Source organism: Nitrospirillum iridis (assembly GCF_014205765.1).
In the GTDB taxonomy this organism is placed as follows: domain Bacteria; phylum Pseudomonadota; class Alphaproteobacteria; order Azospirillales; family Azospirillaceae; genus Nitrospirillum; species Nitrospirillum iridis.
This window is the reverse complement of sequence record NZ_JACIIZ010000005.1, coordinates 90,835-104,286: the sequence shown is the minus strand read 5'-3', so window position 1 is coordinate 104,286 and position 13,452 is coordinate 90,835. Positions and strand designations below refer to the sequence as shown.

Below are 13,452 nucleotides of genomic sequence, written 5' to 3'. Positions count from 1 at the left end.
GTCCTTGCTGAAAGCCGGTGCCCGTGTCCCGTTCCGCCCGCCTTCTCGACCTCATACAGGCCTTGCGCCGCCACCGCCGGCCGGTGACGGCGTCCGACTTGGCGGCGGAGCTGGGGGTGTCCATCCGCACCATCTACCGCGATATCGCCACCCTGTCGGCCCAGGGCGTGCCGGTGGAGGGCGAGGCGGGACTGGGCTATGTGCTGCGTCCCGGCTTCCTGCTCCCGCCCCTGATGTTCGGCGATGATGAGATCGAGGCGCTGGTGCTGGGGCTGCGCTGGGTGGCGCAACGGGGCGATGGCCCCTTGGGCCTGGCGGCGCAGAACGCCGCCGCCAAGATCATGGCCGTGCTGCCCGGCGATCTGAAGGCGCTGGCGGAGGATAGCGGCCTGGTGCCCGTCTCCCTGCAGCCCGGCGTGGTGGAGCCGCGCGACCTGACGGAGATCCGCCGCGCCATCCGGACGGAGCGCAAACTGCGCATCGCCTACACTGATGGTCAGGGCCGGCCCAGCGACCGGACCATTTGGCCTTTCGCGCTGGCCTTTTTCGAGCGCATCCGCATGGTGGTGGCGTGGTGCGAGGCGCGCCAGGCCTTCCGCCATTTCCGGACCGATCGCATCGTCGAGGTGGAGGTCATGGCCGACCGCTATCCCCGCCGCCGCCACGCGCTGCTGGCCGACTGGCGTATCGAGACGGACAACGCGGGGTGACGCGGTTCAGGGCGCCGGCTTCGCGGTGTCGCCCCGGCGCCTTAAGGCGCCGGCTTCGCGGTATCGTACGTCAGCAACACATCCGTGTGGCCCTCGGCCAGACGGTGGACCAGCGTGCCGGTCACGCTCACCCGCCGGCCCAGCAGGGAGGGGCCTAGCTTGACGCCTTTGGGCAATTGCAGCTGTAGCGCGTTGATGGATTCCACATCCTCGTCCGTCTCTGCGGTGCCGCCAGCGACGCAGACCATCTCCGGCAATGTCAGCAGGTAATAGTCGTCTTTGGGGCCCTTGGGGCCGTGAACCAGGGTGATCTCCCCGGTTAGCGCCACGGGCTCGGGCTGATAAGGCTGGCAGTCGTGGGCAAGGGCGGGCCGGATGGCGGCGGCGGTCAGGCCCGCCAGCAGAAACGTCCTGAAAAGCATGCGGTTTCCCTGGGCGCGAAAAGCCTGGACCCTGGAGCGGATCGCCCCAAGGCGGAATTGCCTTTGGGCGTGAAGCCGCTCGCGGACAGACTCAGCTATAGCCGGCTGTGTTTCCGATTAAACGCAACCGGCTATAGCGTTTGCGGCCCCGTTTGGCGAGGGGATGATGCTCTGCTGACAGGATTTGTCAGGGGACATCATTAAGGTGCCGTCCTGCCCTTCGACGGAGCGCCGCCATGATCGCCCAGACCGCCTTACCCCCCCACGCATCGTCTTCGCCTGTTCCGGTCGTCCAACCGGGCGCGGCCGGTTGGGCCTGGGTCGCGTCATGCGGTGCCATCCACCAGGCCCTGGCCGCTGGCGACCTGCGCCTGCCGGTCGGGCGCGATGAGGCCCTGCGCCTTGTGATGGCGGGGGAGCGGGTGGCGTGCTTCGCCCCCGATGCCCCGCCCGGCGCCGGCCGCTTCCTGGCGTTGGGCCATGTGCAGGCGGGTGGCATGGTGGTGGACCGGGACGCGGCGGGGCGGGAGTGGGCATGCCGGCGGGTGGCCTATCTGCCCACGCGGACTGCGCCCCTCGCCGCCGTGCTGGACGGCGCGCTGGCGGCCATGGGCTGGGGGACGAGCTTGCCGGTGGGGCTGATGCGGCTGGACGGCGCCCGCCTGGACGCCATCGCCTGCGCTTTGGCGGTTTTCACAGGCATAGCGTTTCCGCCGGGCCGTATTGCATCGCTTGACGATGTTGATTGATACAGGTCAGAGATGGCCCCGCCGAGATGTAATAAAAATCCTCTCATTGAAAATTAGTGCGGTGACAAGGCGGTAGAATATTCGCCGGCCTCACTATTCAAGGAGGGGTAAGTTATGAAGTTCTTGTCCGTCACGGTGGCCGCCGCAGCTCTTCTGGCGGGTATTTACGGCGCGGCGCCGGCGGCGCGCGCCTCTGATGCCGGTGATATACTGATCCGGGGCCGTGCCCTGATCGTCGCGCCGGACGTGGGCAGTTCCCTTTCGCTGGGCGGTGCCGGCATTCCGGGCCACACCAACATCAGCACGGCCATCGTGCCGGAAGTGGACTTCAGCTACTTCTTCACCGACAGCATCGCTGCGGAACTGATCGCGGGCACCACGCCGCACAATGTGAAGGCCAGCGGTACGCCGTTGGGCAAGGTGGATTTGGGCAATGTCTGGCTGCTGCCGCCGACGCTGACGCTGCAGTACCATTTCATGCCGCATGAGAAGATCAGCCCCTATATCGGCGTCGGCGTGAACTACACGTTCTTCTACAATGTCGACAGTGGCGATGCTCTGGGTGTGAAGTATGACAACAACGTCGGTTACGCCTTCCAGGCCGGCGTGGATTACAAGCTGGACGACCATTGGTCGCTGAACCTGGACGTGAAGAAGCTGATGATCAACACCACGGCCACGGTGAATGCCGGCCTGGGCACGCCCATCAAGGCGGATGTTGATATCAACCCCTGGCTGGTCGGCGTTGGTGTGGGGTACCGCTTCTGAGATAAATAAACTGTAAGTTGTTCATGGGCCGGACCATCCCACCAAAAATGGGGTGATCCGGCCTTTTGCATGGGCGACGCCGGCAGTCGACCGATCCGGTGACGAGGCAACCTAATACTTCAGGTTAGCAATTAACAGCAGGTGAATGCCGAGTTAGCGCATTGATTATGTTTAGTTAGTGCATCTTTTTCAAAGATGGGCGTTTAAGGAAAACTTAAGAATACGGCCCTATTTTTCGCGGGTGCGGTCGGTAATCCCGGCTACCTGCAATAAAAGAAAAGATCGGGGTCGATCATGATGAACGGACGGTTCTTTCACGGTACGGGTTCTGACCTTAAGTCCATCATGGCCGCCGTTGACCGTTCCCAGGCCATCATTGAATTCAAATTGGACGGCACCATCGTCACCGCCAACGAGAATTTCCTGAAGACCATGGGCTATACCCTGGCGGAGATCCAGGGAAGGCACCACAGCCTGTTCGTGGACGACGCCTTCAAGAACAGCGATGAATACCGGACCTTCTGGACGCGCCTCGGCCGGGGGGAATTCCAGACCGCCGAATACAAGCGCCTGGCCAAGGGTGGCCGCGAGGTTTGGCTGCAGGCTTCCTACAACCCGGTCATGGGCGCCAACGGCAAGCCGGTGAAGGTGATCAAGCTGGCGACCGACATCACCGCCGGCAAGCAACGTTCCCTGGACATCATGGGCCAGCTGGACGCCATCCATAAGAGCCAGGCCGTCATTGAATTCAACATGGACGGCACCGTCCTGACGGCCAATTCGAATTTCCTGAACGCCGTGGGCTATACCCTGGCGGAGATCCAGGGCCGCCATCACAGCATGTTCGTGGACGACGCCTTCAAGGCCAGCGACGACTACAGGCGTTTCTGGGCGGCGCTGGGCCGGGGTGAGTTCCAGTCGGCCGAATACAAGCGCCTGGGCAAGGGTGGCAAGCCTGTCTGGATCCAGGCGACCTACAATCCCATCTTCGACATCGGCGGCAAGCCCTACAAGGTGGTGAAGTTCGCCACCGACATCACTGAGCAGGTGGAGGCGCGCGATGGCCGCGCGGCGACGCAGCGGGCTATCGCCGAGGACCTGAAGGGCCTGGCCGGCGCCATGGGCGTCGCCAACACGCAGGTGGGCCATGCCTCCAACGCCGCCATGATCGCTTCCGGCAACGTGCAGGCCATCGCCGGCGGCGCCACCGAACTGGTGGCCTCCATCGAGGAGATCAGCCGCCAGATGGCCGAAGCCTCCAAAATTTCCGAGGATGCCGTCCGCCAGACCGACCTGACCAACGCTTCCGTCTCCGGCTTGCTGAACGCCGCACAGCGCATCGGCGAGGTGGTGAAGCTGATCAGCGACATCGCCAGCCAGACCAACCTGCTGGCGTTGAACGCGACCATCGAGGCGGCCCGTGCGGGTGAGGCCGGCAAGGGCTTCGCCATCGTCGCCAGTGAGGTCAAGGCGCTGGCCAACCAGACGGCCAAGGCCACCGGCGAGATCGCCGAACAGATCGGCACCGTGCAATCGGCCACCACGGAATCGGCCCGTGCCATCCAGGGCATCGGCGGTATCATCACCCGCATCAACACCATCTCCGGCGCCATGGCGGCGGCGGTGGAGGAGCAGAACGCGGTCACCCGCGACATTTCCCGCAACATGCAGACCGCGGCCGATGGCGTCTCCAGCATCAGCGAAAGCTTGACCAAGATCGCCGACGCCACCCAGGGCGCCAACGCTTTGACCCTCCGGATCAACCAGGCGTCGCTGGCCATGGTCGGCTGACGTCCCTGCTGGGATGATGCGGACCGTCAAAGGGCGTCCCCGCCGGGGCGCCCTTTTTTGCCGTTGGATGGGATCGCTTCCGTTTCTGTCCGCCCGCAACACCGTCCGGCGGAAATCCAGGGTTCAAATTGGTCGGGGGACCGGCTATCTAGACGGTCCGTTACAACATCAATTCATGACCTGAGACGAGGAGGACCGCGATGCGGGCCGAGATCGAGGCGGTCGTCGAGGCTGTGCGACAGTCCTTGACGCTGCTAAGGAGGCATCTTTGACTGGGAAAATGCCCTCCGCCGCTATGACGAACTGAGCGCCCTGTCGGAGGATCCCAAGCTGTGGGACGATTCCGACCGCGCCCAGAAGATCATGCGGGAAAAGACCCAGCTTGAAACCGCCATCGAGGGCTATCGCGCCCTGGAGCGCGACCTGAACGACGGCATCGAGCTGATCGCGATGGGCGAGCTGGAGGGCGACCAGGAGATCATCGCCGACGCCGAACAGGGCCTGATCGCCCTGCAGAAGCGCGCCGCCGCCCTAGAGCTGGAAAGCCTGCTGTCCGGTGAGGCCGATGCCAACGACTGCTATCTGGAAGTGAACGCCGGCGCCGGCGGCACGGAGGCCCAGGACTGGGCCCTCATGCTGCTGCGCATGTACAGCCGCTGGGCCGAACAGCACAAGTTCAAGGTGGAACTGCTGGACGAGACCAATGGCGAAGAGGCGGGCATCAAGTCCTCCACCATTCAGATCAAGGGCCACAACGCCTATGGCTGGCTGAAGGCGGAATCGGGCGTGCACCGCCTGGTGCGCATCAGCCCCTTCGACAGCCAGGCCCGCCGGCACACCAGCTTCTCCAGCGTTTCCGTCACACCTGTCATCGACGACAGGATCGTGGTGGAGATCAATGAGAAGGATGTCCGGGTGGACACCTACCGCGCCTCGGGTGCCGGCGGCCAGCACGTCAACAAGACGGACAGCGCCGTGCGCCTGACCCATATGCCCACCGGCATCGTAGTCGCCTGCCAGCAGGAGCGCAGCCAGCACAAGAACCGGTCCAAGGCCTGGGACATGCTGCGCGCCCGCATCTATGAGATGGAGCTGCGCAAGCGGGAGGAGGCCGCCGCCAACCTGGAAGCGCAGAAGACGGAGATCGGCTGGGGCCACCAGATCCGCTCCTACGTGCTGCAGCCCTACCAGATGGTGAAGGATCTGCGCACCGGCGTGGAAACCAGCCAGAGCGGCGCCGTCCTGGATGGCGACATCGATGAGTTCCTGCAGGCGGCCTTGGCCCATCGCATCAAGGGTCAGGCCGATGAGGAACAGGCGTAGCCAGCGGACGCCTAAATCGTTTTGATGGTGTAACGATACGGCCGGCGGGTATCCTCCGGCCGTATCGCTGCCTGGGGTCCTCAGTGACAGGGAACCCCGTCGTCGTTCACTATCCGCACCTCTCCCCGTTCGTCACGGATGATCTGGGGCGGGTGTCCGAAACGGGCCAGCAGGTCGGCCATGCTGTCGAACCGGGCGACGTGCCAGGCGACCCCGTCCTCTACATAGGGGCGGTCCTCATCGAAGAAATAGTCCTCGACCGGCAGGGCCCGGGTTGGGATGCCGGTGTTCAGGTTGGACTTCTTCAATCGTCCATCGGTCTCGTACAATTCCGGCCGCGGGTCATAGCATTTGTAGTGGAAGTACAGCGGCGCGATCGACGGGGCGCCTTCGCCCAGGTAATTCATGGGGATGACATCGGTGCTGGGCTTGGTCCCCACCAGGTCCCAGATGGGTTCGCGGACGACGCGCCACATGCGGAACTCGCAATGGGGCGGGCGGCCCCGGCGCCACCAGAAATGCCGGAACAGCATCGTCGGATGCCGTCCCCCCGTCGCGCGCCAGGCCTCGGCCTCCGACGGATGGGGCAGGATGTGCAGCGGCAGCCACAGCAGCGTGTTCCATGGCAAGGTCATCAAATTACGCGGGTCGTGGATCAGGAATTCATCGGCGTGGGCGTTGAAGATCCAATCGCCCTCGGTGACGGTGTCGCGCAGCAATTCATAGCCGCGATGGCGCAGGGTCTGGTCGGTGATCGGGCCGCCCGCCGGGTCGGTGCTATAGCGGATGTGGGGATAACGGGCGCAGGTCACGCGGGTGAAATCCCCGTCCGACCCGTCGACCACGGCGATCGTGTCGAACATGTCATGGTGCCGCGCCAGCCAATTCTCGATGATCAGATCGTCATTGCGGGTAATGAGAATGGCGTGCAGTTTCATGAGGCTGTTCCTCCCCCGCGTCCCCCTGTCAGTTGCTCTCAGAATAACCGTGAAGCGCCGGATGGGAAAGACGCCGCTTGCGGTACAGCACGTGGCGGCGCAGAGGATGGCCTGGCGCGAGGCGGGGATGATCGAAGTCCTCGGCCGGGTCGCGGACCATGCCCAGCCGTTCCATGACGGCGCGCGACCGGCGGTTGGCTGGTACCGTCAGGGCGACGACCTCATCCAGGCCGAAGCGGTCGAAGGCGGCCCCCATCACCGCCGCCGCCGCCTCCGTGGCGTACCCCCGGCCCCAATGGGCGCTGGCCAGCCGCCAGGCGATTTCCACCGCCGGGGTGAAGGGGGCCGGGAAGGAAATCTCCCCCAGCCCGACATAGCCGATGAAGGGTGCCTCGCCCGGCACCTCCACCGCCCAATAGCCGAAGCCGTGCCGCGCGAAATGGGCATCGATCCGGTCGGCCAAGGCGTCGCTGCCCGCCCGGTCCAGGGGCGTCAGGAATTCCATGACGCGGGGATCGTTCGCCATCTCGGCGAAGGCGTCGCGATCCGCCGGCACCCAGGGGCGGAGCAGAAGGCGGGGGGTCTTGAACGTGGGGATGTCGGCCATGGCGCCTGTCCTTGGCGGGGGTGCGTCAAGATGACCAGCCCAGGGTATTCCCGCCATCCTTTTTTCAGACACAAACCCAAAGCATTGCCTGGTGCTTATTCATCTTACGGTGGAGAGATTGGTCATGCGCGCGATGGTGCTGGTCCCCGTCATGATGGCCGCCTTGATGGCCCCGGCATTTGGGCAGACCGCAACAGCCGATTGGGGCGACGTTCCGACGCCCCCCAACGCGACGGTGCGCCTGGATCACGACGCCCAGGGGAATGAGACACGGCGGATCGACTATCCCGGCGGGGTGGTGGCGCAACAGGTCCGGCGGGGCGGCAAGGTGCAGACGCTGGTTGAGGACCGCAGTGGCCACGGCGCCGTCCTATGCCTGCGGATGATCTATCTCGGCCTGCGCGAGGGCCTGGACGTTTGCCGCCAGGAGGGGGATGGCCCCGCGCGCGCCTTCATGGATGAGGCGCTGGACCAATTGGACGACTTCGTGGTCGCCAACAGCCTGCGGCCCGTCACCAAGGACTCACTGAAAATGGATGAGGCGCAACGGCTGAAGAAGGTTCAGGCCGAGGCGGCCAGGCGGGGGCCGGAGGCCGTGGCCAAGGGGTGCGCCAGTGGTGACGCCCTGCGCATGCTGGGCGGCGTGCGCAAGGCGTCGTTGGACGGACTACGGTCGGACCTCGCGGCGGCACTGTCCGTACCCCGGCCGCCGGTCATGAACCCCTGCCTTTAGGCCACGATCAGGCGGCGGCGCGCTTCACCCACTCCTGCACCAGCACCTCCAGCACCGGCAGGTTGACCGAGCCGGAAGTCAGCACCGTGTCGTGGAAGGCGCGGATGTCGAACTTGGGGCCCAGCTTGGCCTTGGCGGCCTCGCGCAGTTCCAGGATCTTGTTCATGCCGATCTTGTAGGCCAGCGCCTGGCCCGGCCAGACGAAGTAGCGCTCGATCTCGGTGATGTTGTCGTGCTCGGGGTTGGCGGTGTTCTCGTTCATGTAGGCGATGGCCTGCTCGCGCGTCCACCGCTTCAGGTGGATGCCGGTGTCCAGCACCAGGCGGGCGGCGCGGAACAGTTCCGAGGCGATGCGGCCGGCGTCGGAATAGGGGTCCTGGTAATAGCCGTATTCCTTGGGGAAGCGCTCCGCATACAGCGCCCAGCCTTCGCCATAGGCGCTGTTCCAGATGAAGCGGCGGAAGGTGGGCAGGTTCGCCATCTCCTGCGCGATGGCGATCTGCATGTGATGGCCCGGGATGCCTTCGTGATAGGCCAGGCTTTCCAGCATGGGGATGGGGTTGACCGACATGTCGTACAGGTTGGTGTAGAACACGCCCGGGCGGGATCCATCGGGCGACGCCGGCTCATAGAAGGCGCTGGCCGTGGCCTTCTCGCGGAAGGGCTCCACCGCCTTCACCACGATGGGCGCCTTGGGCTTGGTCAGGAAGAAGCGGTCCAGGTCGCCGCGCATCCGGTCGATGATGTCGGTGGCGCGCTTCAGCATGGTGGCGCGGCCCTCGGGCGTGGCCGGGTCGTAGAAGCGCTTGTCGGTGCGCAGGTAATCGAAGAAGGCGCGCAGGTCGCCCTTGAAGCCCACCTTGGCCATGATGGCGCGCATCTCGTCCTGCAGGCCCGCGACCTCCTTGAGGCCTTGCGTGTGCACGGCCGCCGGGTCCAGCGGCAGGGTGGTCATCAGCGCCACCTGCGAGCGGTAGAAGCGCTCCCCATCCGGCAGGGCCCAGACGCCGTTGCTGGTGGTGGCCTTGGCCTCCAGCGCGGTGACGGTGCTGATCAGCTTCTGGAAGGCGGGTTGCACCTGGCCGGTCAGGGCCTTCTCCGCACTGGCCAGCAGGCGGGCCTGGTCGGCGTCCGCCAGCTTCAGCGCGGTGACCTTTTCCGTGAAGTCGGCCAGCAGGGGGCTGCTTTCGGCCGTGTTGCCAGCAAAGGGCCTGCCGGTGATGACGTTGCGCGCGGCCTCCAGAATGGCCTTGAAGGCGAAGGCCGGGGGCAGGATGCCCATGTCCGCCTGCTTGCCGATGCGGGTCAGATAGGCGTCCATCAGCGGGGCGATGGCCACCAGGCGGGCCACGTAGTCCTCCGCGTCCTGGGCGCTGGCCACGGCGTGATAGCTGATCAGGAAGCTGGCGATGTCGGTGTGCGGCCCGGTCAGCTGGCTGATGACGTAATTGTGGTTGCGCCAGGGATACTGGCCGATGGTCTGCTGCAGCTCATTCTCAAACAGGCGGGCGCTCACCTGGGCGCTGGGCGACAGCTCCGCCGTCTTGAAGCCCTTCAGGGTCTTCAACCGCTGTTCCGCCAGGTGGAAGTTTTCCAGCAGGCGGGCATCGTCCGGCACAGTCCACTTGTCGTGGGGGCCGGGCAGGCCCAGCACGGTGCGCTGTTGCGGATCGCGGGCCAGATCCTCGTTCCAGCAATCCTCGAAGAAAGCGTTCAGGGCCTTCTCAGTCTCCGACGGTTCGGCCGCCGCGGCGGGCGTGGCCACCAGATCGGGCAGGGCCGTCAGGGCCACCAGGGCGGTACCGGCCATCAGGCCGTGGCGCAGCAGGGAACGGCGGGACATCGTTACACCAGAGGAGGAGGCGGTCATGGGCGTTCGGGCACCGTGGTAGGGGCTGGCGGGCCAGCACGATCAGGCGGGGGCCGCCGGCGGCTGGCCGGGGGCTGGATGGCGCGGATGGTAGCAAGGGCGGGTGCGGCGTCCCAAGATCAGTTTGTTACCGAATGGTAACTTGTTCGGGGGTATCCCTCAGGATTTCGGCGGGGCGGCGCCCGCCAGGATGGTTTCCACCGGCGCCAACGGCTCGTACCAGTCTGGCGGGAAGTTCGCCTTGCCGCGGCTGGCGTCGTTGAACGGCCGCTTGATGTCGCCCTTGAAGTACTGGCGCACCAGGGCCCGCCACCGTTCCGCCGGGTCGCCGCCGGCGCTGGCGACCACCACCCCGAACCAATGGCGGCCGGCGGCCACGTGGCCGACCTCGTCATCATGGATGATCCGCAGCACGGCGGCGCTGTCCCCATCCCCCACCTTCTCCAGGTTGGCGATCATGCCGGGGGTCACGTCCAGACCGCGCGCCTCCAGCACCAGGGGGACCAGGGCCAGGCGGGCGGCCAGGTCATGGGCCGTGACTTCGCTGGCCTGCCACAGGCCGTCATGGGCCGGCAAATCGCCGTATGTCGCGTCCAGCGTCGCCAGGCGGGCGGCCAGCAGGGCATGGTGCTTGGCCTCCTCATTCGCCACCCGCACCCAGTCGTCCTTGAAGGCGCGGGGCGCCGGCGTGCCGTCGGGGAAGGTGGGGAAGCGGGCGACGATGTCCCACGCCAAGTCAATGGCGTTCAGCTCGATATGGGCCAGGGCATGCAGCAGGGCCACACGCCCCGCCACGCTGCCGGCCTTGCGCCGCTTGGGCATGTCGCGCGGCAATTTCAGTTCCGGCCGCACGGGCCGCGCCGGGCGGTCAGGGGGCCGGGGGCCCGGCCGGTCGGGCAGCGATCCGTCCCGCCAGGCGGCGGCGTAGGCCCGGGACAGCCGCACCTTTTCCGCCGCCGCCGCCGTGGTCAGCACGCTGACCGCCGCCGCCGCCAGGCTGGGCGGCAGTGGCAACGATTCAGGGGGCGAACCATCTTGGAATGGCTCTAAAGTAGCGGCGGGCGCGGGGGCGGGAACATGATAGGGTGCCATGGCGTTTTTGGACGCTATCCGGCGGGGTCGAGTCAAGGGGCCCCGGGCGACGGCCAAGCCGTCGGGCCCTGAAACAACGGGACGGATGACGCGGGGGGGAGGGATGATGAGGCGGTTGGGATGGGGGATGGCGCTGGCACTGCTGCCGGTGGCGCTGCCGGGCATGGCAGGGGCGGCACCAGAGCCGGTGCCGGCGCCAGTGGACGAGGTGCCGACGGTCATCATCACCGGTCGTGTGCCGCCCGACGCCGCCACCGAACGCATCTACGGCACCCTGCGACTGGACGGCGCCTGGCTGGACGCGGCTCCGGAGCGCCGGCTGGATGAGGCGTTGCGGGGCGTGCCCGGCATCTCCCTGTTCCGCCGCACGGGCAGCACCAGCGCCCATCCCACCTCACAGGGGATTTCACTGCGCGCCCTAGGCCCCAACGGCGCCGGTCGCACCCTGGTGCTGGTGGACGACATCCCGGTCAACGACCCCTTCGGTGGCTGGGTGTACTGGAGCCGCCTGCCCACGGCCGCGATCGCCTCGGTCGCGGTGACGGAAGGCAGCGGCGCCGGGCCCTGGGGCAACCAGGCGCTGGACGGCGTCATCCGCATCACCACCAAGCCGCTGGAGGGTGGTGAGGTGCGCGTCGGCAGCAACGGCTTGGCGGAGGGCACCGCCGGGGCCGCCGCCGGTGGCATCTCCGTCCTGGCGCACGCCAGCCGCAGCGACGGCAGCTATCTGGTGCGGTCCGACCAGCGCGGGCCCGTCGACACCCAGGCGGGCTGGGACGACGCCTTCGTGGACGTGAAGGCACAGGGGAACGCGGGCCCGCTGGCGTTGGCCGGCACCGTGTCGGCCTTTCACGAGCATCGCGGCAACGGCACGCCGATCCAGGAGAACGGCACCGACGCGCTGGAAGGCAGCCTGCGCCTGGCCGATGCCGATGGCCCCCTGGGCCTGCCCTGGCACGGCACGCTGTACCTGCGCCGCTATGTCTTCAAGAACCGCTTCTCCTCCGTCAACGCCACCCGCACGGCCGAAACCCCGGCGCTGGACCAATACCGCGTGCCGGCCACGGCGGCCGGCGGATCGCTGTCCACCACGGTGGACGAGGGCGGGGGGCGCCGCACGGTGCTGGGCGCCGACCTGCGCTGGGCGGAAGGGGCGACGCATGAGCGCTTTCAGCCGGTGGCCGGAATCTTCACCCGCGACCGCGATGCCGGCGGCGACCAGATCGTCGGCGGCGCCTATGCCGAGCAGACTTGGCCGCTGGGTGCCCAGATCGACCTGCACGGCGGCGTGCGGCTGGACGGCTGGGCCACCAGTGATGGGCATAGGGTGGAACGCGTCATCCTGACCGGGGCGCTGACCCGCGACGACAGCTATGCCGGGCGTGGCGGCGCCTTGCCCACGGCCCGTCTGGGCGCCGACTGGCGGCCCGCGTCGGACTGGACCGTGCGCGCCGCCGCCTACACCGGGTTCCGCCTGCCCACCATCAACGAGCTGTACCGCCCCTACCGCGTGGGCAACGACATCATCGAGGCCAACGCCCAGTTGAAGCCGGAGCGGATGGTGGGGGCGGAGGCCGGGATCACCTGGCAGCCCGCCCATGGCCCCACGGTCAGTCTCACCGCCTATCACGATGGCGTGACCGACGCCGTGGACAATGTGCTGATCACATCCCAGCCGGGCACCGTGCCCGGCTTCGGCGTGTTCGTGCCGGCGGGCGGCACCTTCGCCCAGCGCCGCAACCTGGACCGGGTGCGGGCGGAGGGGGGGGAGATGCGGGCGACCTGGACGCTGGATCCCACGGTGGACGCGGGCGTCGGCTATCTGTGGAGCCGGTCGACGGTGCTGCGCGCCGACGGCTTCCCCCAACTGGTGGGCAAGCGCTTGGCGCAAAGCCCCCTGCACCAGGGCACGGCCGACCTGAGCTGGACGCCCTCATCCGCCGTCACCTTGGCGCTGCGGGCGAAGGCCAGCGGCCAGCAGTATGAGGATGGGCTCAACAGCCGGTCGCTGGCGCCCACGGTCACGGTCGACCTGTCGGGCACCTGGCATGTGCGGCGGTATTTGGACGTCTTCGCCACGGCGGAGAACCTGTTCGACCGAACGGTGGAATCAGGGCGCCGCATCGATGGCTTGGTGGCGGTGGCCCCGGGGCGGGTCATTTCCGGCGGGGTGCGCGTGAACTGGTAGGAAAGTAAAACAGGAAAAAAGAAGCAGGCAGGCGAAGACCGCTTAGCGCGGTGCCGCCGGGGTGGCGGCCGGGGCGGGAACGTAGAATTCGGCGGGAAATGCTGGCTTATAGTAGTGGCCGGACTTCACCAGCGCGCGCTCATGTTCCGAACGCAGATAGCTGATGACCGGCAGGGACCAGGCGATGCTCAACAGCACCACCCATAAACTCAAAGTGACCAGGCGATCTTTATTGAACATTGCGGTCATGATCCCTACTCC

Annotated in this window: 13 protein-coding genes; 7 read left to right on the top strand and 6 right to left on the bottom strand. The window is 66.8% G+C overall.

Going from position 1 to position 13,452, the window contains the following annotated elements:
• Window positions 1-23 precede the first annotated feature (23 nt).
• Entirely contained in the window at window positions 24-710 is a 687-nt protein-coding gene (locus FHS74_RS31135; RefSeq protein ID WP_184800028.1) for an HTH domain-containing protein, read from the top strand.
• A gap of 41 nt (window positions 711-751) precedes the next feature.
• On the opposite strand, the gene FHS74_RS10095 is transcribed toward FHS74_RS31135, so the two are convergent.
• A complete protein-coding gene (locus tag FHS74_RS10095) occupies window positions 752-1,132 on the bottom strand; it encodes a hypothetical protein (protein WP_184800026.1) in 381 nt (126 codons plus the stop codon).
• Between the two features lie 236 nt (window positions 1,133-1,368).
• Between FHS74_RS10095 and FHS74_RS10090 the strand changes: the two genes are divergently transcribed.
• From FHS74_RS10090 to prfB, 4 genes are all read left to right on the top strand, one after another.
• Complete coding sequence (locus FHS74_RS10090) at window positions 1,369-1,881, top strand: hypothetical protein (protein WP_184800024.1); 513 nt, start codon at window positions 1,369-1,371, stop codon at window positions 1,879-1,881.
• A gap of 114 nt (window positions 1,882-1,995) precedes the next feature.
• Window positions 1,996-2,649 carry an OmpW/AlkL family protein gene (locus FHS74_RS10085; protein ID WP_184800022.1) on the top strand — a complete coding sequence of 218 codons (654 nt, stop codon included), beginning with the start codon at window positions 1,996-1,998 and terminating at the stop codon, window positions 2,647-2,649.
• A 345-nt stretch (window positions 2,650-2,994) separates the two neighbouring features.
• Entirely contained in the window at window positions 2,995-4,440 is a 1,446-nt protein-coding gene (locus FHS74_RS10080) for a methyl-accepting chemotaxis protein (protein ID WP_246463039.1), read from the top strand.
• A gap of 200 nt (window positions 4,441-4,640) precedes the next feature.
• A protein-coding gene (prfB, locus tag FHS74_RS10075) for a peptide chain release factor 2 (RefSeq protein ID WP_184800020.1) occupies window positions 4,641-5,763 on the top strand; the annotation gives its coding sequence in 2 pieces (ribosomal slippage) (window positions 4,641-4,709 and window positions 4,711-5,763; 1,122 coding nt in all).
• A gap of 80 nt (window positions 5,764-5,843) precedes the next feature.
• Here prfB and FHS74_RS10070 read toward each other — a convergent pair.
• A complete protein-coding gene (locus tag FHS74_RS10070) occupies window positions 5,844-6,701 on the bottom strand; it encodes a glycosyltransferase family 2 protein (protein ID WP_184800019.1) in 858 nt (285 codons plus the stop codon).
• Window positions 6,702-6,729: 28 nt separating this feature from the next.
• Window positions 6,730-7,308: a GNAT family N-acetyltransferase gene (locus FHS74_RS10065; RefSeq protein ID WP_184800018.1), complete on the bottom strand. Its 579-nt coding sequence runs from the start codon at window positions 7,306-7,308 to the stop codon at window positions 6,730-6,732.
• Window positions 7,309-7,432: 124 nt separating this feature from the next.
• Here FHS74_RS10065 and FHS74_RS10060 point away from each other — a divergent pair, with 124 nt between their 5' ends.
• Window positions 7,433-8,041 (top strand): hypothetical protein, encoded by a 609-nt coding sequence (locus tag FHS74_RS10060; RefSeq protein WP_184800017.1) that lies wholly within the window; start codon window positions 7,433-7,435, stop codon window positions 8,039-8,041.
• 7 nt (window positions 8,042-8,048) lie between these two features.
• Here FHS74_RS10060 and FHS74_RS10055 read toward each other — a convergent pair whose 3' ends face one another.
• Entirely contained in the window at window positions 8,049-9,884 is a 1,836-nt protein-coding gene (locus FHS74_RS10055; protein ID WP_246463038.1) for a DUF885 domain-containing protein, read from the bottom strand.
• Window positions 9,885-10,070: 186 nt separating this feature from the next.
• Complete coding sequence (locus tag FHS74_RS10050; protein WP_246463057.1) at window positions 10,071-10,919, bottom strand: ferritin-like domain-containing protein; 849 nt, start codon at window positions 10,917-10,919, stop codon at window positions 10,071-10,073.
• A 211-nt stretch (window positions 10,920-11,130) separates the two neighbouring features.
• Between FHS74_RS10050 and FHS74_RS10045 the strand changes: the two genes are divergently transcribed.
• Window positions 11,131-13,191 carry a TonB-dependent receptor plug domain-containing protein gene (locus FHS74_RS10045; RefSeq protein ID WP_184800014.1) on the top strand — a complete coding sequence of 687 codons (2,061 nt, stop codon included), beginning with the start codon at window positions 11,131-11,133 and terminating at the stop codon, window positions 13,189-13,191.
• A 42-nt stretch (window positions 13,192-13,233) separates the two neighbouring features.
• Here FHS74_RS10045 and FHS74_RS10040 read toward each other — a convergent pair whose 3' ends face one another.
• Window positions 13,234-13,440, bottom strand: a complete 207-nt coding sequence (locus FHS74_RS10040) for a hypothetical protein (RefSeq protein WP_184800012.1) — start codon at window positions 13,438-13,440, stop codon at window positions 13,234-13,236.
• Window positions 13,441-13,452: the final 12 nt, after the last annotated feature.